Source organism: Burkholderiaceae bacterium (assembly GCA_024235995.1).
Classification (GTDB): Bacteria; Pseudomonadota; Gammaproteobacteria; order Burkholderiales; family Burkholderiaceae_C; genus Ottowia.
The window spans coordinates 1,683,080-1,706,364 of sequence record JACKLI010000001.1; the positions used below are offsets into that span (position 1 = coordinate 1,683,080).

General features: G+C 71.9%; 25 protein-coding genes. 4 read left to right on the forward strand and 21 right to left on the reverse strand.

The features are described 5' to 3' along the window. Positions 1-10 precede the first annotated feature (10 nt). From H6927_08115 to H6927_08125, 3 genes are all read right to left on the reverse strand, one after another. Complete coding sequence (locus tag H6927_08115; protein MCP5218067.1) at positions 11-991, reverse strand: tripartite tricarboxylate transporter substrate binding protein; 981 nt, start codon at positions 989-991, stop codon at positions 11-13. Between the two features lie 131 nt (positions 992-1,122). Next, positions 1,123-2,490 carry a sensor histidine kinase N-terminal domain-containing protein gene (locus H6927_08120; protein MCP5218068.1) on the reverse strand — a complete coding sequence of 456 codons (1,368 nt, stop codon included), beginning with the start codon at positions 2,488-2,490 and terminating at the stop codon, positions 1,123-1,125. 53 nt (positions 2,491-2,543) lie between these two features. After that, positions 2,544-3,212 carry a response regulator gene (locus H6927_08125; GenBank protein MCP5218069.1) on the reverse strand — a complete coding sequence of 223 codons (669 nt, stop codon included), beginning with the start codon at positions 3,210-3,212 and terminating at the stop codon, positions 2,544-2,546. Positions 3,213-3,257: 45 nt separating this feature from the next. Between H6927_08125 and H6927_08130 the strand changes: the two genes are divergently transcribed. Both H6927_08130 and prpF read left to right on the forward strand, forming a co-directional pair. Further along, a complete protein-coding gene (locus tag H6927_08130) occupies positions 3,258-4,130 on the forward strand; it encodes an oxaloacetate decarboxylase (GenBank protein ID MCP5218070.1) in 873 nt (290 codons plus the stop codon). Next, positions 4,120-5,274, forward strand: coding sequence for a 2-methylaconitate cis-trans isomerase PrpF (gene prpF, locus H6927_08135; protein MCP5218071.1), 1,155 nt, complete (start codon positions 4,120-4,122; stop codon positions 5,272-5,274). The genes H6927_08130 and prpF overlap by 11 nt, the downstream gene beginning before the upstream one ends. An 18-nt stretch (positions 5,275-5,292) precedes the next feature. Here the strand turns inward: prpF and H6927_08140 are convergent, their stop codons facing one another. The 16 genes from H6927_08140 to H6927_08215 all read right to left on the reverse strand — a co-directional run bounded on the left by H6927_08140 (position 5,293) and on the right by H6927_08215 (position 19,963). Further along, positions 5,293-6,552, reverse strand: coding sequence for an acyl-CoA dehydrogenase family protein (locus H6927_08140; GenBank protein MCP5218072.1), 1,260 nt, complete (start codon positions 6,550-6,552; stop codon positions 5,293-5,295). 57 nt (positions 6,553-6,609) lie between these two features. Further along, positions 6,610-7,698, reverse strand: coding sequence for a phosphotransferase (locus H6927_08145; GenBank protein MCP5218073.1), 1,089 nt, complete (start codon positions 7,696-7,698; stop codon positions 6,610-6,612). Between the two features lie 22 nt (positions 7,699-7,720). Continuing rightward, positions 7,721-8,440: a Crp/Fnr family transcriptional regulator gene (locus H6927_08150; GenBank protein ID MCP5218074.1), complete on the reverse strand. Its 720-nt coding sequence runs from the start codon at positions 8,438-8,440 to the stop codon at positions 7,721-7,723. Between the two features lie 65 nt (positions 8,441-8,505). Beyond that, positions 8,506-9,285 (reverse strand): enoyl-CoA hydratase/isomerase family protein, encoded by a 780-nt coding sequence (locus H6927_08155; protein ID MCP5218075.1) that lies wholly within the window; start codon positions 9,283-9,285, stop codon positions 8,506-8,508. Then, entirely contained in the window at positions 9,282-10,805 is a 1,524-nt protein-coding gene (locus H6927_08160) for a 3-hydroxyacyl-CoA dehydrogenase (GenBank protein MCP5218076.1), read from the reverse strand. The genes H6927_08155 and H6927_08160 overlap by 4 nt, the downstream gene beginning before the upstream one ends. A 49-nt stretch (positions 10,806-10,854) precedes the next feature. After that, positions 10,855-11,517 (reverse strand): substrate-binding domain-containing protein, encoded by a 663-nt coding sequence (locus tag H6927_08165; GenBank protein ID MCP5218077.1) that lies wholly within the window; start codon positions 11,515-11,517, stop codon positions 10,855-10,857. A 203-nt stretch (positions 11,518-11,720) separates the two neighbouring features. After that, the gene (locus H6927_08170) at positions 11,721-12,728 is read right to left on the reverse strand and encodes a D-2-hydroxyacid dehydrogenase family protein (GenBank protein ID MCP5218078.1); all 1,008 of its coding nucleotides are present in this window, start codon (positions 12,726-12,728) and stop codon (positions 11,721-11,723) included. Positions 12,729-12,805: 77 nt separating this feature from the next. After that, positions 12,806-13,171: a hypothetical protein gene (locus H6927_08175; GenBank protein ID MCP5218079.1), complete on the reverse strand. Its 366-nt coding sequence runs from the start codon at positions 13,169-13,171 to the stop codon at positions 12,806-12,808. Positions 13,172-13,346: 175 nt separating this feature from the next. Next, positions 13,347-14,012 (reverse strand): transcriptional repressor LexA, encoded by a 666-nt coding sequence (gene lexA, locus H6927_08180; protein ID MCP5218080.1) that lies wholly within the window; start codon positions 14,010-14,012, stop codon positions 13,347-13,349. Positions 14,013-14,221: 209 nt separating this feature from the next. After that, positions 14,222-14,878, reverse strand: coding sequence for an adenylate kinase (gene adk / locus H6927_08185; protein MCP5218081.1), 657 nt, complete (start codon positions 14,876-14,878; stop codon positions 14,222-14,224). 133 nt (positions 14,879-15,011) lie between these two features. Then, the gene (gene kdsB / locus H6927_08190) at positions 15,012-15,767 is read right to left on the reverse strand and encodes a 3-deoxy-manno-octulosonate cytidylyltransferase (protein MCP5218082.1); all 756 of its coding nucleotides are present in this window, start codon (positions 15,765-15,767) and stop codon (positions 15,012-15,014) included. Beyond that, the gene (locus H6927_08195) at positions 15,764-17,479 is read right to left on the reverse strand and encodes a carboxylesterase family protein (GenBank protein ID MCP5218083.1); all 1,716 of its coding nucleotides are present in this window, start codon (positions 17,477-17,479) and stop codon (positions 15,764-15,766) included. The genes kdsB and H6927_08195 overlap by 4 nt, the downstream gene beginning before the upstream one ends. 143 nt (positions 17,480-17,622) lie before the next feature. Beyond that, complete coding sequence (locus H6927_08200) at positions 17,623-17,829, reverse strand: Trm112 family protein (GenBank protein MCP5218084.1); 207 nt, start codon at positions 17,827-17,829, stop codon at positions 17,623-17,625. 34 nt (positions 17,830-17,863) lie between these two features. Continuing rightward, on the reverse strand, positions 17,864-18,889 hold the full coding sequence (locus H6927_08205; protein MCP5218085.1) for a tetraacyldisaccharide 4'-kinase: 1,026 nt from the start codon (positions 18,887-18,889) through the stop codon (positions 17,864-17,866). Positions 18,890-18,899: 10 nt separating this feature from the next. Then, on the reverse strand, positions 18,900-19,316 hold the full coding sequence (locus H6927_08210; protein MCP5218086.1) for a biopolymer transporter ExbD: 417 nt from the start codon (positions 19,314-19,316) through the stop codon (positions 18,900-18,902). Then, the gene (locus H6927_08215; GenBank protein MCP5218087.1) at positions 19,313-19,963 is read right to left on the reverse strand and encodes a MotA/TolQ/ExbB proton channel family protein; all 651 of its coding nucleotides are present in this window, start codon (positions 19,961-19,963) and stop codon (positions 19,313-19,315) included. Before H6927_08215 ends, H6927_08210 begins: the two co-directional genes overlap by 4 nt. A gap of 363 nt (positions 19,964-20,326) precedes the next feature. Between H6927_08215 and xseA the strand changes: the two genes are divergently transcribed. Then, positions 20,327-21,670, forward strand: a complete 1,344-nt coding sequence (xseA, locus tag H6927_08220) for an exodeoxyribonuclease VII large subunit (GenBank protein ID MCP5218088.1) — start codon at positions 20,327-20,329, stop codon at positions 21,668-21,670. A gap of 80 nt (positions 21,671-21,750) precedes the next feature. Next, positions 21,751-22,332: a superoxide dismutase [Fe] gene (locus H6927_08225; GenBank protein MCP5218089.1), complete on the forward strand. Its 582-nt coding sequence runs from the start codon at positions 21,751-21,753 to the stop codon at positions 22,330-22,332. 62 nt (positions 22,333-22,394) lie between these two features. Here H6927_08225 and H6927_08230 read toward each other — a convergent pair whose 3' ends face one another. Next, positions 22,395-22,853 carry a DUF192 domain-containing protein gene (locus tag H6927_08230; protein ID MCP5218090.1) on the reverse strand — a complete coding sequence of 153 codons (459 nt, stop codon included), beginning with the start codon at positions 22,851-22,853 and terminating at the stop codon, positions 22,395-22,397. 106 nt (positions 22,854-22,959) lie between these two features. Further along, on the reverse strand, positions 22,960-23,178 hold the full coding sequence (locus H6927_08235; protein ID MCP5218091.1) for a hypothetical protein: 219 nt from the start codon (positions 23,176-23,178) through the stop codon (positions 22,960-22,962). Positions 23,179-23,285: the final 107 nt, after the last annotated feature.

A 23,285-nucleotide genomic window follows, 5' to 3' on the forward strand; every position in this document is an offset into this window, starting at 1 on the left:
TGCGCCGCCCTTACTTGGCGACGGCCAGGCCGAGTTCGGCGGCCAGCTTGCTGTAGCGCTCGACCTGCTTCTTCACGTAGGCGTCGAGCTCGGCGCCGGTCAGCGCGAAGGGGAATAGGCTGCGGTCGGCGCGCAGCTTGGCGAACTCGGGCGTGGCCATCATCTTGTTGAAGGTGTCGACCCAGACCTTGAAGTCCGCGTCGCTCACCTTCGGGCCCATGTAGAAGCCCCGGATGATGGGCCACTCGACGTCCATGCCCTGCTCCTTGGCGGTGGGCACCTTGGCCAGGCCGCCTTCCAGCCGCTTGTCGGCCAGCACGGCGATGACGCGGATCTTGGCGCCGGCCTTGATCTGCTCCTCGGCCTCGGAGGCGTCGCCCGAGTAGATCTGCACGTGGCCGCCCTGCAGCGCGGTGATGGCTTCGCCGCCGCCCTCGAAGGCGACGAAGCGCATCTTGCGGGGGTCCAGGCCGGCGGCCTTGGCGGTGAGCGCGGCCTTCATCCAGTCCTGGCTGCCCACGGTGCCGCCGGCGCCGAACACCACCTTGCTGGGATCGGCCCCGATGGCGGCCACCACGTCCTTGAGCGACTTGAAGGGCGAGCTGTCGGCCACGATGATGGCGCCGTAGTCGGCGCCCACGCCGGCCAGCCAGCGCACGTCGCCCACGTGGTAGCGGCCGAACTTGCCCTGCGCCAGGTTCAGCAGCGAGCCGCCCGAGAAGGCGACGATGGTGTTGTTCTCGTCCGGGCGCTGCGCCACGATCGCGTTGTAGGCCACGGCGCCGATGCCGCCCGGCATGTAGGTCACGCGCATCGGCGTGCCGATGAACTTGCCGTCCAGCAGGGCCGACTGCGCCAGCTTGCAGGTCAGGTCGAACCCGCCGCCGGGCTTGGCCGGGGCGATGCATTCGGTCTTGTCCAGCGGGCCGGCGTGGGCCAGGCCCATGCCGCCTGCCAGGGCCAGGGTCGCGAGGGCGTGGGTGAGTTTCATCGAGCGGTCTCCTTGAAGGTGTGCGTGGGAAAGGTCGTGCGCCGCATCCGCGGGCGGATGGCGGAGCGCAAGGCGACTCTAGCCAGGGCGTGCTTTCAGCCCGCTTTCAAATCACGGCACGTCGTTCGGGGTTAACCCGCGGTTGGACGTGCCTCGGGCGGGGCCGCCGTAGCGAGCGGGAGATGAAGGCGCGCGGCCAGGCCGCGGCCGCCCGGGCCGCTCGCCAGCTCGAGCCGGCCGCCGTGCCGCTCGGCCACGGCGCGCACGATGGCCAGCCCCAGGCCGCTGCCGCCGACGCGCGCGTGGCGGCCGCGAAAAAAGCGCTCGCTGGCGTGCGGCAGCTCGTCGGGCGCCAGGCCGGGCCCGTCGTCCAGCACCGCCAGCACGGCTTCGCCGCCGGCGGCGTCCACGCGCACCGTCACGTGGCTGCCCGCCGGGGCGTAGCGCAGCGCGTTGTGCAGCAGGTTGGCCAGCGCCTCGCGCAGCAGGGCGGCGTTGACCGGCACCTGCAGTGCCGGCACGCCGCTTTCGAAGCCCAGGTCGATGGCGGCGGCGCGGGCATGCGGCCACCACGGGCGCGTCAGCTCGCGCGCCAGCGCCACCAGGTCGACGGCCTGCCGGTCCAGCTCGGCGGCGTCGGCGCGCGCCAGCGCCAGCATCTGGTTGACCTGGCGCGTGGCCTCGTCGAGCTGCTGGCGCATGGCCTGCAGGGCCTCGCGCACCGGGCCGGGCGGCGCCTCGCGCAGGGCGAAGTCGGCCTGGGTGACCAGGGTGGTCAGCGGCGTGCGCAGCTGGTGCGAGGCGTCGTCGACGAAGCGGCGGCGCGCCTCGCTGGCCTGCTGGTGGCGCGCCATGTGGTGGTTGATGGCGGCCACCAGCGGACGCGCCTCGGTGGGCACCGCGCCCTCCGGGATGGGGGTCAGGTCCTCGGGCGAGCGCGCCTGCAGCTCGGCCGACAGGCGCGCCAGCGGCCGCAGCGCCCAGCCGGTGGCCAGCGCCATCAGCGCCAGCGCCAGCGCCACCAGCAGCGCGTTGCGCGTGACGGCCTCCAGCAGCAGGGCGCGCGTGAAGTCCTGGCGCGAGGCCAGGGTCTCGGCCACCTGGATGATCACGCGCGGCTTGTCCACGTGCCCGGCCAGGGGCGGGTCGAGCACCCGCGTGTACGAGCCCAGGCGCAGCAGCTGGCCGTGGTAGCGGGCGTCGCGAAAGCGCGGCCGGCCGTTGATGAGCGTGGCCTCGGGCGCAGGCAGGTCGGTGTTGCCGATCTCCACCAGGCCGTCTTCGCTGGCGACGCGAAAGTACACCGCGCCGCCGGCGGTGAGCTCGAAGAACTCGAGCATGGCGTAGGGCAGCTCGACGCCCAGGCCACCGCTGGCGGTGCTGATGTTGGCGTCGATGGCCTTGATGGCGCCCGCCAGCGAGCGGTCGTAGGCGGCGTTGGCGGCGGCCGCGGCGGTGCGCCAGGCGCCCCACAGGCCGATGCCCGAGGCCAGCACCATGCCGACGGCCAGCACCACCACCAGCGTACCGCGCAGGCTGGCGCCGCGCGGCGTCACGGCGCGGGCTCCAGCACGTAGCCCAGGCCGCGCAGCGTGGTGATGCGCACGCCGCGGCCGTCCAGGCGCTTGCGCAGGCGGTGCACCAGCACCTCGACGGCCTCGGGGCTGACGTCGTGCGCGTCGGAGACCACGCGGTCGAGGATTTCGGTCTTGGACAGCGGCTCGCCCAGGTGCTGGATCAGCACGCGCAGCACGGCGTGCTCGCGCGGCGTCAGCGCCAGCGGCTGCCCGTGCAGGGCAAAGCCCTTGGTGGTGGCGTCCCAGGCGAGCGGGCCGCAGCTCTGGTGCCAGTGGGCGCTGCCGCGCGCGCGCCGGATCAGGGCATGCAGGCGCGCCTGCAGCTCGGCCAGGTCGAAGGGCTTGGCCAGAAAATCGTCGGCGCCCTGGTTGAGCGTGCCCACGCGCGCGCGCAGCGAGTCGCGCGCGGTCAGGATCAGCACCGGCAGCCGCTCGTCGCGCGCGCGCAGGGCCGCCAGCACCTGGTGGCCGTCCAGCCCGGGCAGGCCCAGGTCCAGCACCAGCGCGTCGTAGCTGCGCGCGGCCAGGCTGGGCAGCACGTCGCGGCCGTCGCTGACCCAGTCGGTCAGCAGGCCGTCGCGCTCCAGCGCGCGCGCCAGCCAGTTGGCCAGGTCGGGTTCGTCTTCCGCCAGCAGGATGCGCATGGGGGGTCTCCTCGTTGGGTAGCATCATCGGTCTGGAGATGCCACATGACCGTCGAAGATACCCGCAAAACCCTGTTGCAACTGGTGCACAGGCGGCAGGCCACCCTGGTGCCGGGGGCCTTCAACGCGCTGTCGGCGCGCGTGATCGAGGAGCTGGGCTTTGCCGCCATCTACGTCACCGGCGCGGGCGTGACCAACATGAGCCTGGGCCTGCCCGACCAGGGCTTCATGGGCCTGGCCGAGATCGCCGAGCACACCCAGCGCATCCGCGACGTGGTGCGGCTGCCGCTGATCGTCGATGCCGACACCGGCTTCGGCAACGCCGTCAACGTCTACCACACGGTGCGCCGGCTCGAGCGCGCGGGCGCCGACTGCGTGCAGCTGGAAGACCAGACCAGCCCCAAGCGCTGCGGCCACTTCGGCGGCAAGGACGTGGTCGATACCGCCGAGATGGTGGGCAAGATTCGCGCCGCCGTCGACGCGCGGGCCGACAGCGGCCTGCTGGTGATGGCGCGCACCGACGCGGCGGCGGTGCACGGCTTCGAGGCCGCCGTCGAGCGCGCCGCGCGCTACGCCGAGGCGGGCGCCGACATCCTGTTCGTCGAGGCGCTGACCGAGGCCGGGCAGGTGCGCGCGCTGCCGGGCCTGCTCGAGCCCCCGCTGCTGATGAACCTGGTGCTGGGCGGGCGCACGCCGGTGCTGCCGCAGGCCGAGCTGGCCGCCGCCGGCTACGGCCTGGTGCTGTACGCCAACGCCGCGCTGCAGGCGGCGGTGGCGGGCATGACGCGGGCGCTGGGGCAGCTGAAGGCGAGCGGCGCGCTCAGCGAGGACCCGGCCCTGGTGGCGCCCTTCGCCGAGCGCCAGCGCCTGGTCGACAAGCCGCGCTGGGACGCGCTGGAGCAACGCTATGCCGACTGAGACCCTCGCCATCGCCGCCACCCTCATGCGCGGCGGCACCAGCAAGGGCCTGTTCTTTCGGCCCTCCGACCTGCCGGCCGAGCCGGCGGCGCGCGACGCGCTGCTGCTGCGCGCCATCGGCAGCCCCGATCCGTACGCGCGCCACATCGACGGCCTGGGCGGCGCCAGCTCGAGCACCAGCAAGGTGGTGCTGGTGCAGCGCTCGGCCCAGCCCGGCTGCGACGTGGACTACCTGTTCGGCCAGGTCGCCATCGACCGGCCGCTGATCGACTGGAGCGGCTCCTGCGGCAACCTGGCGGCCGCCGTCGGCCCGTTCGCGCTGCACGCCGGCCTGCTCGACCCTGCGCCTGCCGAGGGGCTGGCCACCGTCCGCATCTGGCAGGCCAACCTGGGCCAGCGCATCGTGGCGCACGTGCCGATGCGCGGCGGGCAGGTGCAGGAGCTGGGCGACTTCGTGCTGGACGGCGTGCCGTTCCCCGCCGCCGAGATCCGGCTCGACTTTCTGGACCCGGCCGGCGGGGGCGGCCTGCCGCTGCTGCCCACGGGCCGGGCGCAGGACGTGCTGCAGGTGCCTGGCCTGGGGCCCGTGCCGGCCACGCTGGTCAACTCGGGCAACGCCACCGTCATCGTGCCCGCGGCGAGCCTGGGCCTGGCCGGCACCGAGCTGCCGCGCGCGCTGAACGCCGACGCGGCGCTGCTGGCGCGCTGCGAGGCGGTGCGCGCCCAGGGCGCCGTGGCCATGGGCCTGGCCGCCACGCCGGCGCAGGCCACGCGCGAGCGCCCGGCCACGCCCAAGCTGGCGCTGGTGGGTGCGCCCGCCGGCTACGTGGCCAGCGACGGCCGCGCCGTGGCCGCCGGCCAGATGGATGTGCTGGTGCGCATGGTCTCGATGGGGCAGTTTCACCACGCGCTGCCGGGCACCGGCGCGATCGCGTTGGCGTCGGCCGCGGCACTGCCCGGCACGCTGCTGGCGCCGGGCAGCGGCGCGGACGGCGCCGGCCTGCGCATGGGCCACCCGGCGGGCTGCATCGAGACCGAGGCCGAGGCGGCGCAGGACGCCGGCGGCGTCTGGCGCATCCGCCGCGTCAGCGTCAGCCGCAGCGCGCGGCGGCTGATGACGGGGCAGGTCTGGGTGCCGCGCTGACGCGGCCTGCGCGCCGGCTCAGCTGCCGCGCGTGATGGGCATGTCCACCGGTTTGGCGCCCGGCATGTGCTTGGCCAGCTCCAGCTTGGCGATGGCGTTGCGGTGCACCTCGTCGGGGCCGTCGGCAAAGCGTAGCGTGCGCTGGTGGGCGTACATGGAGGCCAGCGGAAAGTCGTTGCTGATGCCGGCGCCGCCGTGCGCCTGGATCGCCCAGTCGATGACGCGCAGGGCCGTGTTGGGGGCGACGACCTTGATCATCGCGATCTCGGCCTGCGCCACCTTGTTGCCCACGGTGTCCATCATGTAGGCGGCCTTGAGCGTGAGCAGGCGCGCTTGGTCGATCAGGCAGCGCGACTCGGCGATGCGCTCGCGCCACACGCCCTGCTCGGCGATGCGCCGGCCGAAGGCCACGCGGTGGTTCAGGCGCTGGCACATCAGCTCCAGCGCGCGCTCGGCCGCGCCGATGGAGCGCATGCAGTGGTGGATGCGCCCCGGCCCCAGGCGGCCCTGGGCGATGGCGAAGCCCCGGCCCTCGCCCACCAGCAGGTTGGCGATCGGCACGCGCACGTCTTTCAGCTCGACCTCCATGTGGCCGTGCGGCGCGTCGTCCATGCCGAACACTGTCAGCGCGCGGATGACCTTGACGCCCGGCGTGCCCGCGGGCACCAGGATCATGGACTGCTGCGAGTGGCGCGGCGCCTCGGGGTCGGTCTTGCCCATCACGATGTAGACGGCGCAGCGCGGATCGCCCGCGCCGGAGGACCACCACTTGCGGCCGTTGATGACGTAGTGATCGCCGTCGCGCTGGATGCGGCACTCGATGTTGGTGGCGTCCGACGAGGCCACGGCCGGCTCGGTCATCAGGAAGGCCGAGCGGATCTCGCCGCGCAGCAGGGGCTCGAGCCACTGGTCCTTGTTGGCCTCGCTGCCGTAGCGCTCGATGGTCTCCATGTTGCCGGTGTCGGGCGCCGAGCAGTTGAAGACCTCGGGCGCCCAGGCCACGCGGCCCATGATCTCGCACAGCGGCGCGTATTCGAGGTTGGACAGGCCCTCGGGGGCGCGCGTGGACTTGGGCAGAAACAGGTTCCACAGGCCGGCGGCGCGCGCCTTGGGCTTGAGCTGCTCGATGATCTGCGTCGGAATCCAGGCGTTGCCCTTGGCGCGGTTGGCCGCGACCTCGTCGTAGTAGGCGTTTTCGTTGGGGTAGATGTGCTCGTCCATGAAGGCCAGCAGGCGCGCCTGCATGTCCTTGACCTTCGGGCTGTAGTCGAACTCCATGGATCACTCCTTATGATAAAAATCGGGCTCCAGCCCAGGTGGATAAAGCGCGAGCAGCTATGCTTTTTGAGCAAACCGCCAGGCCAGCTCGGCCATCGGCCGGGCGCGCGCGCCGTTGGCCCGCGCCTGCTCGCTGCTGGCGGTGCCGGCCTCCACGCGCTTGGCGATGCCCTGCAGGATGGCGGCGATGCGGAACATGTTGTAGGCCAGGTAGAAGCTCCAGTCCGGCGCCAGCTGCTCGGGCGTGGCCAGGCCGGTGCGCGCGCAGTAGCGGCGGATGTATTCGGCCTCGCTCGGGATGCCCAGCGCCGCCAGGTCCAGCCCGCCGATGCCGCGGAACTGGCTGGCGTCGATGTGCCAGGACATGCAGTGGTAGCTGAAGTCGGCCAGCGGATGGCCCAGGGTCGACAGCTCCCAGTCCAGCACGGCCAGCACGCGCGGCTCGGTGGGGTGGAAGATCAGGTTGTCCAGGCGGAAGTCGCCGTGCACGATGGACGTCAGGTCGGTGCGCGCGCTGGCCGGCATGTGCGCGGGCAGCCACTCGATCAGCCGGTCCATCTCGGCGATGGGCTGGGTGACCGAGGCCAGGTACTGCTTGCTCCAGCGACCGATCTGGCGCTCGAAGTAGTTGCCGCTCTTGCCGTAGTGCTCCAGGCCCTGGGCCTTGAAGTCCACCGTGTGCAGCGCGGCGATCACGCGGTTCATCTCGTCGTAGAGGGCGCCGCGCTCGGCTGCTCTCATGCCGGGCAGGGACTGGTCCCATAGCACGCGGCCTTCGACGAACTCCATGATGTAGAAGGCGCGGCCGATGACGGCTTCGTCCTCGCACAGCGCATGCATGTGGGCCACCGGCACGGCGGTGCCGGCCAGGCCCTTCATGACGGCGAACTCGCGCTCGATGGCATGCGCCGAGGGCAGCAGCTTGGCCACGGGCCCCGGCTTGGCGCGCATCACGTAGGTGCGGCCCGGCGTGACGAGCTTGTAGGTGGGGTTGGACTGGCCGCCCTTGAACATCTCGACCGTGAGCGGGCCGGCGAAGCCCGCCACGTTGCCTGCCAGCCAGGCGGCGAGTGCATCGACGTCGAAGGCGTGGGTGGCGGAGACCGGGCGCGTGCCCACGAAGGCGTCGGTGGGGTTGCTGCTCATGTTGGTCTCCCGGATGTTGTCGCTAGGGCTCGCCCTCGCCGATGCGCAGCAGCGCCGCGCGGTCGCGCACGATGAGGCCGGCCGGCTCGATGCGGATGACCTCCTCGCGCTCCATGGTCTTCAGCTCCTGGTTGACGCGCTGGCGCGAGGCGCCCAGCAGCTGCGCCAGCTCTTCCTGCGCCAGTTGCAGCGAGATGCGAAGCTCGTCGTCCACCGGGGTGTTGGGCACGCCGTAGCTGCGCGCCAGGTGCAGCAGCTGCTTGGCCAGGCGCGCGCGCAGCGGCAGGCTGCTCAGGTCCTCGACCTGGCCGAACAGCAGGCGGATGCGCCGCGCCTGCAGGCGCATCAGCGCTTCGTACAGCTCGACGTGCTGGGCCAGGATTTTCTGGAAATCGGCGCGCGTCACGCACAGGATGGTGGTGGCGCCATGGGCGTAGGTGTCGTGCGTGCGCCGGTCGCCGTCGAACATGGCCACGTCGCCGAACCACACGCCCGGCTCCACGTAGGTGAGCGTGACCTGCTTGCCCGCCAGCGTGGTCGAGCTGACGCGCACGGCGCCCTTGGCGCAGGCGATCCATTGCTCGGGCGCGTCGCCGCGGGCGCTGATCAGCGCGCCGTCGGGGTAGCGTTTGACGAATGCGCATCGGAGAATGTCATGGCGAAGGGATGGGGAGAGCGAGGCGAACCAGCGTCCGCCGTTGATCGCCTCTCGTTCCTCCATGGTAAGAATGGGCTCGTCCATAGCCTGTCGTTTGAGTGACTGCAAGAGTCTCCATTGTCACGCGGGAGACCGGCGCGGGGGGCGCGCTATTCGTAGCGCGCTGGGTGCTTGCCCAGGAAGGCCGCGATGCCGATGCCGCCGTTGGGGTGGTGCAGGTTGCGCACGAAGTGCTCGCGCTCGGCCGCCAGGTGCTCGTGCAGGCTGCGTCCGCCCGCGTCCTGCACCAGCTCCTTGATGCTGGCCAGCGCGTTGGGCGCGCGCGCGCCCAGCTGGGCGGCCCAGGCCAGGCCCGTGTCCAGCGCCTGGCCGGCCTCGCACACGCGGCCCACCACGCCCAGCTGGTGCAGGCGCTCGGCGCCGATGCGCTCGCCGCCCAGCAGCAGCTCGCTGGCCAGCTGGCGCGGCAGCGCGCGCGCCAGCTGCCAGCTGCCGCCGCCGTCGGGCGACAGCGCCACGTTGCTGTAGGCCATGACGAAGATGGCGTTGCGCGCGGCCACGATCAAATCGCACGCCAGCGCCAGCGAAAAGCCGGCGCCGGCGGCCGCGCCCTCGACGGCCGCGATCACCGGCTTGGGGCAGGTGGTGATGGCCTCGATCCAGTCGTGCAGGCCCTCGATGGAGCGCGCCTGCACCGCCGGCGGCTGCTCGCGGTTGGCCAGCAGGCGCTGCAGGTTGCCGCCGGCGCAGAAGGTGCTGCCCTCGCCCGTGATGAGCACGGCGCGCACGTCGGCGTTGCTCTCGGCGGCGCCCAGGGCCTCCACGCCCGCGGCGTAGATCTCGGGCCCCAGGGCGTTGCGATGCTCGGGGTTGCTGAGGGTCAGCACCAGGGTGCTGCCCTCCATGGTGCTGCGCAGTTCGGCGGTCATGGCTCCTCGTGCATCAGGCTCAGGCCGATGGCGCCGCGGCGGCGCAGCCAGGGGCTGGGGCGGTAGCGCGGATCGCCGTACACGGTCTGCAGGTTGAACAGCACCTCCAGCACGTTGGCCGGGCCGTACCGGTCGCCCATGGCCAGCGGGCCCAGCGGGTAGCCCAGGCCCAGGGTGACGGCGGTCTCCAGGTCCTGCGGCGTGCACACGCGCTGCTGGCACATGTCGGCGGCGATGTTGACGATGGTGGCCACCACGCGCTGGGTGACGAAGCCGCCCGAGTCGCGGATCACGCTCACGGCCTTGCCGTCCCTGGCGAACAGGGCGTGCGCCGCATCGCGCATGTCGGCGCGCGTGGCCGGGTTGGTGGCCAGCACGCGGCGCTTGGTGGCGGCGTCCTCCACCAGCAGGTCGATGCCCACGGTGCGCGCCGGATCGAGCCGCTCGACCACGGCGACGGTGGTGACGTCGAAGCCCAGCGGCGCCACCAGCGTCAGGGCCTGCGAGGAGGGCGACTGGCCGGTCTCGATCCGGGCGCCCAGGTCCTTCAGCAGCTGCAGCAGCTCGGCGCGGCGCGCGGCGCGGGGGGACACCCACACCGGCGGCAGCTCGGCCACCTGCGGCACGGGCGGCTCGGGCGCCAGCTGCGCCTTGCCGTCCACGTAGGCGTAGAAGCCGTCGCCGTTCTTCTTGCCCACCACGCCGCCGGCCAGGCGCTGCGCGGTGATGACGCTGGGGCGGTAGCGCGGCTCCTCGTAGTACTGGTGGTAGATCGACTCCATCACCGGGTGCGAGACGTCGAGCGCCGTCAGGTCGAACAGCTCGAACGGGCCCAGGCGAAAGCCCACCTGGTCGCGCAGGATGCGGTCGATGGTGGCGAAGTCGGCCACGCCCTCGCCGACGATGCGCAGCGCCTCGGTGCCGTAGCCGCGCCCGGCGTGGTTGACGATGAAGCCCGGCGTGTCTCCCGCCTGCACCGGCGTGTGGCCCATCTGGCGCGCATAGTCGGCCAGGCGCTGGCACACGGCCGGGTCGGTCTTGAGGCCGGCGATGCACTCCACCACCTTCATCAGCGGCACCGGGTTGAAGAAGTGGTAGCCGGCGAACTGTTGCGGGCGCTTCAGGCCCGCGGCGATGGCCGTGACCGACAGCGAGGAGGTGTTGGTGGCCAGCACGGCGCCGGGCTGCACGATGCCTTCCAGCTCGGCGAACAGGCTCTTCTTGACGTCCAGGCGCTCGACGATGGCCTCGACCACCAGGTCGCAGTCGGCCAGCGCGGCCAACTGGGCGGCGGGTGTCAGGCGCGCCTTGCAGGCGGCCGCGGCGTCCGGCGTGAGCTTGCCTTTTTCGGCCAGCTTGTCCCATTGCGCGCCGAGCGCGGCCCGGGCCTTGGCGACGGCGTCGGGCTGGGTGTCGAACAGGCGCACCACGGAGCCGGCCTGGGCGGCGATCTGCGCGATGCCGCGCCCCATGGCGCCGGTGCCGACGATGCCGACGGTGGGAAATGCGGGAGTGGTCATGACGGGGATTATGGTGGAGGGATTCGTTCGATCGGACGATGGCGCCGCGTCACGCGGGCGTCATGCCGTGGGCCTGCTTGATGGCGGCGGTGGCGGGCGCCGCCAGCCGCGCCAGCAGGGCGCGCGCGGCCTCGGGCTGGCGGGCGCTGGCGGCCACGCCGCCGGCAAAAACGGTGTCGATCTGGATCGCGTCGGGCAAGGGGCCCAGCAGCGCGATGCCCAGCAGGTGCATCAGCTCGCTGAGCTGCTGAAAGCCCAGCTCGACCTCGCCGCGCGCGATCAGCGCGCCCACGGGGGTGCCCGGCGGGGGCGTGACCTGCTTGGCCCGCACCGCGTCGGCGATGCCCCAGCGCTCGAACAGCGCGGCCAGCGCCACGCCGCTGGGGCCGGTGGAGCAGCCCACGCTGCGCGCGGCCAGCACGGCGGCCTTGAGCGCTGCCTCGGTGCCGATGTCGGGCCGCGGCGCGCCGGCGCGCACGGCCACGGCCACGCCCGAATGCACCAGGTCCACGCGCGAATCCGGGTGCACGTGGCCCCCGGCCATCAGGCGCTGCAGCGCGTCGGCGCCCAGCACCACGGCGTCGAAGGCCTCGCCCGCGGCCACGCGCCTGGCGGCGTCCACGCCGCCCACGGACTCCAGGCGCACCGCCACCTCGGGGTGGGCCAGGGCGTCGGCGGCCAGCAGCTCGGCCAGCAGCTTTTGCGTGGCCATGGAGGAGATCAGGTGCAGGGGCGGTGGTGTGTTCATCTCGGTTTTTTATAGTGCTGCGCATCAAGCCCAAAGAATTGAACGGCTGCGGAGCAGGCTATGCCAGTGGCACCTGTGGCCGGGGTCTCCCCGGCCACTGGGTGCGCCCCCTTGAGGGGGGATGCCGCAACATCGCGCAGCGAGTGGAGCAACGGGGGTGGTCCATTTCAGCGGCGCACCTGCAGGGCGCCCGGGTTGACGATGTTGGTGGGCGTGCCGCGCAGGTAGTTGACGATGTTGTCGAAGGCGGCGCCGAAGTACAGCTCGTAGCTGTCCTGCTCGACGTAGCCGATGTGCGGCGTGCAGATGCAGTTCTCGAGCCGCAGCAGCGCATGGCCCTGCAGGATGGGTTCGCTCTCGAACACGTCGACCGCCGCCATGCCGGGGCGGCCGCGGTTGAGCGCGGTGACCAGCGCGTCGGGCTCGATCAGCTCGGCGCGCGAGGTGTTGACCAGCAGGGCCGAGGGCTTCATGCGCGCCAGGTCGTCGAGCTTGACGATGCCCTGCGTGGCGTCGGTCAGGCGCAGGTGCAGCGAGAGCACGTCGGACAGGGCGAAGAACTCGGCGCGCGTGGGGGCCGCGTGATGGCCGTCGGCGCGCGCGCGCGCCAGCGATTCGGGCGAGCCCCAGACCATCACGTTCATGCCGAAGGCGCGCCCGTAGCCGGCCACGATCTGGCCGATGCGCCCGTAGCCCCAGATGCCCAGGGTGCGCCCGTGCAGCACGCTGCCGAGGCCGAAGTTGGGCGGCATGGAGGCGCTTTTCAGGCCCGACTGCTGCCAGGCGCCGTGCTTGAGGTTGCCGATGTACTGCGGCAGCCGGCGCATGGCGGCCATGATGAGCGCCCAGGCCAGCTCGGCGGGCGCGATGGGCGAGCCGACGCCCTCGGCGACCACGATGCCGCGCTCGGTGCAGGCCGCCAGGTCGATGTGGGCGCCCACCCGACCGGTCTGCGAAATCATCTTCAGGCGCGGCAGCTTCTCGATCAGCTGGCGCGCGATGTGCGTGCGCTCGCGGATCAGCACCAGCACCTCGGCGTCGCGCAGGCGCACGGCCAGCTGCCCCAGGCCCTTGATGGTGTTGGTGTAGACCTTGGCCGGGTAGGGCTCCAGCCGGGCGGCGCAGGCCAGCTTGCGCACGGCGTCCTGGTAGTCATCGAGTATGACGATGTTCATGCGCGCATTGTGCCGTGCGGCGCGCGGCGCGATGTTCGCGAATGCAAGGAGCCCCGACCGGCGGGCGCCGGCCGGTGTCAGGCGCGGCGCGGCAGCGCGGCCTGGCGCGCTTCGGCGGCGGCCAGGCGCTCGAGTTCGGCACACACGTCGGCCAGGCGCCCGCAGATGCGCAGCCGGCGCACGGCGCCGTGGGTGCCGGCGGCTTCGGCAAAGTGCGTCACGCGCACCGGGCGGACGGCCGCGGCCTTGGGCAGGGCAGGGTGGGCGGGCTCGGGGGCCGCGTGGCCGAGGGCGCGCGCCTGCGCCATGCGCGTCCAGGCGCCGGGCGTGCCCAGGGGTTGCTGGCGCAGCTGCGCGGCCCGGCGCTGGAGGCTGGGGGTGCGATGGTCGGCCAGGTACAGGACCTTGGACGAGGCGGGGCGGATGTCTTGCAGGAGTCCCATGTAAAACCTTTCGGGGCGGAGGTCGGACACAGGCGAGATTGACGGATGCGCCGCGTGCGCCAGCCCTGGGGCTCGTGCGCGCTGCCGGCACCGCCGCAGGGTGTGAATGGCCGTCATCCGGGATGGATCGCCATCTGCACGCCCGCCACCTGCGCAGGTGCCGAAGGGGGCGGGGCTACATCAGCATGTTGCCCCGGATCAGGCCGACGGCCAGGCCTTCGATCTCGAAGGGCTCGCCCGGCTGCACCACGATGGTGGGGTAGTCGGGGTTTTCGGCGTGCAGCTCGATCTGGTTCTTGTGGCGGTGAAAGCGCTTGACGGTGACGTCGTCGCCCAGGCGCGCCACCACGATCTGGCCGTTGCGCGCCTCGCGCGTGGACTGCACGGCCAGCAGGTCGCCGTCCATGATGCCGGCGTCACGCATGGACATGCCGCGCACGCGCAGCAGGTAGTCGGGGCGCTGGGCGAACAGGGTGGGCTCGAGGTGGTAGGTCTGGTCGACGTGCTCCTGTGCCAGGATGGGCGAGCCGGCGGCCACGCGGCCGATCAGCGGCAGGGCCAGCTGCGCCATGCCGGGCAGCGTCAGGCTCAGGCCCTCGCCGCGCAGCGCACTGCGGGCCGCGCCCTTGAGCCGGATGCCGCGCGAGGTGCCGCTGACCAGCTCGATCACGCCCTTGCGCGCCAGCGCCTGCAGGTGCTCCTCGGCCGCGTTGGCGGACTTGAAGCCCAGCTCGGACGCGATCTCGGCCCGCGTGGGCGGCGCGCCGGTGCGGGCAATGGCGCGCTGCACCAGCTGCAGGATCTGCTGCTGGCGGGCGGTGAGCTTGGGACTGTCTTGCATGGCAAATCCTCGGGTGGGTCGGCGGCTGCCTGTATCGATTTACAGTAACTGTAGTTTTGCACAGTTTTTTTGTCAAGGCAAGCCCATCGCCTGGATTCTGAAGCCGGAGCCCCGCGCAGCGGCAAGATCAGCCGGCTGACCTTTTTTCGGCCCCCTTGAAGCCAAAAAGCCGGCAGGCTGCCGGCTTTTTGGGAGGGGCAAGCGCGGGCTCAGCTCTTGAGCGCCGCCAGCGCCCGCTCGGTGATCTGCTCGACGGTGCCGGTGCCGCTGATGGCGCGGTACTTGGGCGCGGCCGCCGGCTCGCGCGCGGCCCAGCCGCTGTAGTAGTCCACCAGCGGGCGGGTCTGCTGGCTGTAGACCTCCAGGCGCTTGCGCACGGTTTCCTCGCGGTCGTCGTCGCGCTGCACCAGCGGCTCGCCGGTCACGTCGTCCTGGCCTGCGACCTTGGGCGGGTTGAAGCTGACGTGGTAGGTGCGCCCCGACGCCGGGTGGCTGCGCCGCCCGCTCATGCGCTCGATGATGGCGTCGAAGGGCACGTCGATCTCCAGCACGTAGTCCAGCTTGACGCCGGCGTCCTTCATCGCCTCGGCCTGCGGGATGGTGCGCGGAAAGCCGTCGAACAGGAAGCCGTTGGCGCAGTCGGGCTGCACGATGCGCTCCTTGACCAGGCCGATGATGATGTCGTCGCTGACCAGGGCGCCCGAGTCCATCACGGCCTTGGCCTGCAGGCCCAGCGGCGTGCCGGCCTTGACGGCGGCGCGCAGCATGTCGCCGGTGGAGATTTGCGGGATGCCGTACTTCTGGCAGATGAAGGCGGCCTGCGTGCCCTTGCCGGCGCCGGGCGGGCCCAGAAGAATCAGTTTCATGCAAATCCTCAAGAGTGGTGGTCCGATCCGCGGCCGGTTCTCCCTCGGGCCGCTGGCGCCTGGCGCCGTGCGATCAAGAATAGCATGCGCACCCCGACGCCAAGCTGACGGGGCCGGGCGGGATCAGGGGCTTTCAGGCCAGCAGCCTGCGCACGCGCGCCAGGTCCTCGGGCGTGTCCACGCCGGGGCCGGGCGCGTGGGGCGTGACGTGCACGGCGATGCGGTGGCCGTGCCACAGGGCGCGCAGCTGCTCCAGCGCCTCGCACCGCTCGATGGGGGCGGGCGCGAGCCGCGGGAAGGCGCGCAGGAACGCGGCGCGGTAGCTGTAGATGCCGATGTGGCGCAGCGGCGCGGGCTGGGTGGGCAGCGCGGTGATGCCCTGCGCGAAGCCGTCGCGCCACCAGGGCAGCGGCGCGCGGCTGAAGGCGAGGGCCAGGCCCTGCGCGTCGGTGACCACCTTGACGACGTTGGGGTTGACGAACTCTTCTACTGTTTCGATAGCATGTGCGGCAGTCCCCATGCTGGCCAGTGGCTCGTTTTGCAACAAACCGGCGACGGCGCCGATGAGCGCGGGCTCGATCAGCGGCTCGTCGCCCTGCACGTTGACGATGACCTCGTCGCCGTCCAGGCCCAGCAGCGCGCAGGCCTCGGCCAGGCGGTCGCTGCCACTCGGGTGGTCGGCGCGGGTGGCGATGGCGCGCACGCCGTGGGCGGCGCAGGCCTCCAGGATGGCGGGCGCGTCGGCCGCCACCACCACCTGCGCGGCGCCCGACCGGGCGGCCCGCTCGGCCACGCGCACCACCATCGGCTTGCCGCCGATGTCGGCCAGCGGCTTGTCGGGCAGGCGCGTGGAGGCCAGGCGCGCCGGGATCAGGACGGTGAAGCTCATGGCACCGAAATGTGCCGCGCCGTCGGCGTGGCGTCGAAGTGCAGCACGCGCGGCCAGTTGGGCCAGGCCACGCCCAGTGCCCCGGTGTTGGGGTCGCCGCTGCGGGCAAAGGCGGCCAGCGCGCCCATCATGGCGTCGGACAGGGCCAGCCGGCCGGCCTGGTTGGCGTCGCTGACGATCGCGTTGGCGTACAGCGAGGGGCCGAAGTTGCCCAGCAGGAAGGCCAGGTCGAATGCGTGCGCGGCGCCGTAGACCTCGTCCCAGGGCGCGGGCTCCTGCTTCCAGTCGAAGCGGTAGGACCACACCTGGCCGGGCGTCTGCGTGGCCAGCGCGTTCATGTGGTTGTCGCGCATGGCGGTGAAGAACTTGGCGTCCAGCTCGGCGATGGCGGCGTCGTAGGTGGCGCCGTCGGGGTAGGCCGGGTTGACGATGTCGCCGAAGGTGGCGGCCCTGGCCTGGGCCGGGTCGAACAGGAACGGGAACAGCTGCGCGTCCGGCAGCTTGATGCCCGGCGGGTGGCCCACCAGCGGCAGGAAGCTGGACAGCAGCTTGGATTCGCTGGCGGTCATGCCCGACAGCACCGGCACCTTGACGTAGTCGCCGGCCAGGATGGCGGCGATCGGGTCGGCGGCCACCACCGTGCCTTCGGGGATCGGGCCGCTGGCCGTGCTGTTGGGCAGGCCGCCCACGCTCTTGAGGCCCACCTTCAGGATGGTGCTGGCCGGCTTGCCGCGCAGGTAGGCGGCGATGTCGGCGTTGGAGTGGCCCTGCACCCAGGCGGTGGCGCCAGCCGCGTCGGCGGCGCTGCCGTCGTCGATCAGCAGCTTCATCAGCAGCACGTTGGACAGCGCCTCGTAGGTGGCCACCGGGTTCAGCGCCGGGATGTAGCCGTTGTTGCCGGCCAGGTTGTTGGGCGGTTGCGGAAAGCCCGGGCTGCTGGCCACCGAGATGCCGCCCGACAGCGGCACCAGCTTGTGGAACAGCCCGGCCGCCCGCTGGCCCGGCGCCGTCATCACGGCCAGCACGTTGATGGCGCCGGCCGACTGGCCCGAGAGCGTGACGTTGTTCTTGTTGCCGCCGAAGCTGGCGATGTTGCCCTGCACGAACTTCAGCGCCTGGATGATGTCGAGCACGGCGTAGTTGCCCGACTGGTCGTCGGCGGTCAGCGTCGGGTCGACCGCGGCGTCGCGCAGCGCCGGGTGGCGAAAGAAGCCCAGCTGCCCCAGCCGGTAGTTGGCCGTCACCACCACCGCGTTGGCCCTTTTGGCCAGCGCCGCGCCGTCGTACAGCGGGTCGGCGCTGTAGCCGGTGATGTTGCTGCCGCCGTGGATGAACACGATCACCGGCAGGTCCTTGCCGTCGTGGGCCGGGCGCCAGATGTTGAGCGACAGGCAGTCCTCGCTGCCGGGCGTGTTGCCGGTCGCCAGGTTGTCGCCCACCGTGGCGTCGAAGGTGTTGGCGTTGCCGGGGCTGTACAGGCGCGGGTTCTGGATGCACGAGGCGCCGAAGCGGCTGGCCTGCAGCGTGCCCGTCCACGGCACGGGCGGGCGCGGCGCCTTCCAGCGCAGCGCGCCGGCCGGGGCCTGGGCAAAGGGGATGCCCTTCCAGAACAGGGTGCCCGAGCGGGCGTTGTCGTTCACGCCCTCGACGGGGCCGTAGGCGGTGTTGCGCGTGACGAGCGAATCGTCGCCTCCGCAGGCAGTCAGGGTCATGGTGGTGGCCAGGGCGGCGCCGGTCAGCCAGCGCGATGCCAGGGTGAGTTTCATGCCTCGATCCTCCTCGTTGTCATGGGTTCGGTGACCCGGGGGGCATCGTAAGGGGGTGGCGGCACCCCGGCAAGGGGCGCCCGCGTGCGTCACACCGCCGGCGTGCGCGGCGGCAGGGCCTCCAGCTCCTCGTCCGACAGCGTGCGTGCCTCGGTCTCCAGCATGATGGGGATGCCGTCGCGGATGGGGTAGGCCAGGCGGGCGGAGCGCGAGATCAGCTCCTGCCGGTCGCGGTCGTAGTCCAGCGGGCCCTTGGTGACGGGGCAGACCAGCAGTGCGAGCAGTTTGGCGTCCATGGGGCGGTGCGCGGAGATGGAAGAAAGGGGCAGTTTATCGCCGCGCCCGCAGCGCGGCCAGGCGCTCGTCCAGTGCGGCGAAGAAGGCGGCGGGCACGTCCAGCTGCAGCGGCACGGCCAGGGCGCCGGCGTGGTGGCGCCACAGCTTGACGGCGTCCTTTTCGGTGCAAATCAGGGTCTGGCCCTCATCAGTCATGCCAAACCAGCTATTGAAATCGTAGTGATCGGGCAGGGCGAACGTTTGCGCCAGCGTCAGCCCGGCCTGGCGCAGCAGGCCGAAGAAGGCCTGGGGCCGCGCGATGCCGGCCACGGCGGTGAGCGGCCTGCCCTGCAGCGTGCGCAGCGGCACGGCGCTGCCGTCGGCGCGCAGGGCGTGGTCGGCCAGCCGGCGGGTGGCGGTGAAGGCGGGCTGGGCTGGCCCACCGGGGGCAGGGGCTGGCGGCGCCTCGGTCCACAGCACCAGGTCGGCCGGGCGCGGCCAGGGCTCGCGCAGGGGGCCGGCGGGCAGCAGCCAGCCGTTGCCGGTGCCGCGCGCGTCGAACACCACGATTTCCACGTCGCGCGCCAGGGCCCGGTGCTGCAGGCCGTCGTCGCACACCAGCACGTCCACCTCGGGGTGGGCCGCCAGCAGGGCGTGGCCGGCGGCGGCGCGGCGGCGGGCCGCCACCACCGGCACCCGGGCGCGGCGGCGCAGCAGCAGCGGCTCGTCGCCCACGTCGCGCGGGTCGGCGTCGGGCGTGACCTCGCGCACGTCCTTGGTGCGGCGGCCATGGCCACGCGAGACGATGCCGGGGCGCCAGCCCTGCGCCTGCAGGTGCTGCACCACGGCCAGGGTGGTGGGCGTCTTGCCGGCGCCGCCGGCGATGACGTTGCCGACCACGATCACCGGCACCGGCAGGCGCTCGGTTTTCAGCACGCCGGCGCGGTACAGCGCGTGGCGCAGGCCCAGCAGCGCGCCATAGAGCCGCGACAGCGGCCACAGCGCGCAGGCCAGCGGGCCGCGCGCGGTCCAGGCCTGCGTCAGGCCTTGCTCCAGCCGGGCGCGGGCGCCTGCGGGCATGGCGGGGACGTCAACGGGCGGCGCCGGTCTGCGCCGCGAAGGTGATGCGCGTGAGGCCCAGGCGGCGCGCGGCCTCCATGGCGGTGACCACCGCCTGGTGCGTGGCCGCCGCGTCGGCGCTGATGATCAGCACCGTGTCGGGCGCGGGCTGGGCGGCGCGCAGGGCGTCGGCCACGGCCTCCGCGCTGCGCCCGGCCAGCGGCTGCTTGTCGACGGCGTAGCGGCCGTCGGCGGCCACGGCGACGACGATCTCCTTGGGCCGGTCGTGCGCGGCGTCGGCGTTGGCCACCGGCAGGGTCAGCTGCAGCTCGGTGAACCGGTTGTAGGTGGTGGTCAGCATCAGGAAGATCAGGATCACCAGCAGCACGTCGATGAACGGCACCAGGTCGATCTGCGGCTCCTCGGGCTGACGCGGGCGGAACTTCACCGCGCGTCTCCCGAGCCGCCGGGGCACAGCGGCTCCAGGTGGCGGGCAAAGCGCTCGGCGGCCAGCTCCAGCTCCAGCACGTAGCCGTCCACCCGGGCGCGGAAGTAGCGCCAGAAGATCAGCGCCGGGATGGCAATGATCAGGCCGAAGGCGGTGTTGTACAGCGCGATGGAGATGCCGTGCGCCAGGCTAGCAGGGTTGCCGCCCGACAGCGAGCCGGTGGGCGCCTGCGAGCCGAAGATCTCGATCATGCCGATGACGGTGCCGAACAGCCCCAGCAGCGGCGCGGCCGAGGCGATGGTGCCCAGAGCGGGCAGGTAGCGCTCCAGCCGGTGCGCGGCGGTGCGGCCGGCCGCCTCCATGGCGGCGCGCATCTCGGACGCGGTGCAGCGCGGGTTGTTGTTGATGGCGCGCCAGCCGGCGGCCAGCACCTGGCCCAGGTGGTTGTGCTGCTCCAGCTGGTTGACCATCTCGGGCGTGGGGGGCGCGCCGAGCGAGACGCCGATGGCCTCGTCCACCAGGCCGGGTGAGAGCACGCGCGAGGGCTTGAGCTGGATGAAGCGCTCGACGATGAAGGCCAGCGCCAGCACCGAGCACAGGATCAGCGGCCAGATCGGCCAGCCGGCCGCTTGTATGATCGAAAGCAAAGGGACTTCTCCGGATGCCGCCCGGGCGTTGCCGGGGCGGTCGAAACAGGTGCAGTGGGTGGGGCGCGCATGATTATCCACCACCGGCGCGCGCGGCCCGCCTGCGGGTTTCCTGCAGGCCCGTTTCATGAACAGGATCTGTGGATAACTTTGTGAAGAACCCGGGGTCGGGACGGGCGAAATCCAGCGCTGGCGCGGCTTGTGACAAATTGCTTACAAGATAAGCGAATAAAACATCTTGAAAATCAACAACTTGCTCCGAACGGTCGTGCGATGGGCGCCGATGCCCCGACCCACACGGGCCTGCGTCGCGCTGTGGAAGAGTGGCGCGGCCCGCAAGCGCCAAACCGCCCGCCAAAGCGCATGAACACTGGGTTTTCGCCGCGCCAGCCTGATTGGACGCCGCCCGTGTGGGCGGTTGGGGCGCTGGCGCACGCCGTGGCGGACGCGCTGGATGCGCGCTTCAACCCCGTGGCCGTGCGCGGCGAGGTTTCGGGCTTTGCGCGCGCGGCCAGCGGGCATTGCTACTTCACGCTCAAGGACGCCGGCGGGCAGCTGCGCTGCGCCATGTTCCGGCGCGCCGCCAGCCTGCTGGACTTCGCGCCGCGCGAGGGCGACCAGGTGGAGCTGCGCGCGCGGCTGTCGGTGTACGAGGCGCGGGGCGATTTGCAGCTGGTGGTCGAGTCGATGACGCGCGCCGGCCAGGGCCAGCTGTTCGAGCAGTTTTTGCTTCTCAAGGCCAGGCTCGAGGCCGAGGGCCTGTTCGATGCCGGCCGCAAGCGCGCCCTGCCGGCGCAGCCGCGCGGCATCGGCATCGTCACCTCGCTGGGCGCGGCGGCCCTGCACGACGTGCTGACGGCCCTGGCGCGGCGCGTGCCGCACGTCCCCGTGCTGCTGGCGCCCGCGCCGGTGCAGGGCGAGGGGGCGCCCCAGGCCTTGCGCGATGCGCTATCAAAATTGTATCTGCTGGCGCAGAATGGGCGCGGGCTGGATGCCGATTGGGATCAAAAAAACCAGGTTCCGTCGATCGAGCTGATCCTGCTGGTGCGCGGCGGCGGCTCGATCGAGGACCTGTGGGCCTTCAACGACGAGCAGCTGGCGCGCACCATCGCCGCCAGCCCGGTGCCGGTGGTCGCCGGCATCGGCCACGAGACCGACTTCACCATCGCCGACTTCGTGGCCGACCTGCGCGCGCCTACGCCCACCGCCGCCGCCGAGCTGGCCTGCGTGCCGCGCGCGCAGTCGCTGGCCGAGCTGCAGCAGGCCGGGCAGCGCCTGCAGCGCGCGCTGCAGCGGCGGCTGGACGCCGAGGCCCAGCGCGTGGACCGGCTGGCCGCGCGGCTGGGGCGGCCCTCGGGCGCCGTCGCGACCGAGCAGCTGCGCCTGGCGCGCTGGGGCCAGCGCCTGCAGCATGCCGGCGCCGGGCGCCTGCAGCGCGAGCGCGAGCGCGTGGCCCGCGCCGCCGAGCGCCTGCCCGTCGCGCTGCAACGCGCCCTGCAGGCGCAGCAGCAGCGCCTGGAGCGCGCCGAGCTGCGCCTGGGCCTGCTCGACCCGCGCCTGGTGCTCGAGCGCGGCTACGCCTGGCTGCAGGACGCGTCGGGCCAGCCGGTGACGCGCGCTCGGCAAGCCCAGGCCGGGCAGGCGCTGGCCGCCACGCTGGCCGACGGCACGCTCGAGATGACCGTCACCGGGCGCAGCTTGCGCTGAGTTCCTACAATGGCTGGGTGTGCCGCGGCGGCCGCTGGCCGCCCGGCGCCCGATTCATTGTTGAGAACAGGAGAACCCGCATGGAACGCACCCTTCCCCCCCTGCCGTACCCGATCGACGCCCTGGCGCCCGCCTACAGCCAGGAAACGCTGGAATACCACCACGGCAAGCACCACAAGGCCTACGTCGACAAGCTCAACGAGCTGCAAAAGGGCACCGAGTTCGAGAATATGGAGCTGGAGGCCATCATCAAGAAGGCCCAGGGCGGCATCTTCAACCAGGCCGCGCAGATCTGGAACCACACCTTCTTCTGGAACTGCATGAAGCCGCAAGGCGGCGGCGAGCCCGCCGGCGCGCTGGCCGCGGCCATCGCCAAGAAGTGGGGCAGCTACGCCGACTTCAAAAAGGCCTTTGCCGCCAGCGCGGGCGGCAACTTCGGCAGCGGCTGGACCTGGCTGGTGAAAAAGGCCGACGGCAGCGTCGACATCGTCAACACCAGCAACGCTGGCAACCCCATGACGGCCGGCGACAAGCCCCTGCTGACGGTGGACGTGTGGGAGCACGCCTACTACATCGACTACCGCAACGCGCGGCCCAAGTTCGTCGAGGCCTTCTTCGACAAGCTGGTCAACTGGGACTTCGCGGGCAAGAACTTCGCCTGATCGGCGTTCATCCGCATGCAAAAGCCGCCTTCGGGCGGCTTTTTCGTGGGAAGCAACAAGACTCAGGGGTGCTGGAACACGCTGCCGCGCAGCTTGTGCCCGGCCTTGACGTGGTGCTCGGCGAACCAGCCCTGGTTCATCTCCAGCACGTAGCGCACCGGCTTGGCCGAGCAGTGGCTGCTCTCGTCCAGCGGCTTCATGTCGGCCAGGTTGACGATGGTGCCGTCGTCGGCGACGAAGGCCGCCGTCAGCGGAATCAACGTGTTCTTCATCCAGAAGCACTGCTCGCCCGGCTGCTCGAACACGAACAGCATGCCCTCGGTCTGCGGCATCTGGCGGCGGTGCATCAGGCCGGTCTGGCGCTGCAGCGGGGTGCTGGCGACCTGGGCGTCGATGCGGTACATGCCGACGCCCAGCTGCACGCGCGGCAGGTTGAGCTGCGGCGCGTCCTGCGCCCATGCGCCGGCGCACCCGGCAGTCAGGCTGATGAGCAGGAACAGGCGGCGGGCGAGCTTGGACATGGGTTCTCGGGTGGTCGGAAATCAAAAACGGACAGGCATGCAAAAGCCTGCAAAACGACTGGCATTTTGCAGGCTTTGGGTCAGGGGGCTTGTGGCCCCTTGTCGCTCAGGCGGCCGGCTTGGCGGCGGCTTTCTTGGCGTGCTTCTTGGAAGACTTCTTGGCGTGCTTCTTGGTGCTGGATTTGGTGGCCTTGGCGGCGGGGGCAGCAGCCGGGGCCTCGGCGGCGGTGGGCGCGGCCGCTGCAGCGGGGGCGGCGGCCGGTGCCTGGGCCCATGCGCCGCAGGCGATGAGGGCGGCGGTCAGTGCGGTGAGGAGTTTTTTCATGATGACGTTTTCCGGACAGGGTTGGATGGAATGCAGAGCGGCGATCGTCGTGCTGCCCCTCCTTAACGGCGCTGATGTTCCGGCCGTTGACGGCGCCGCGCACACAG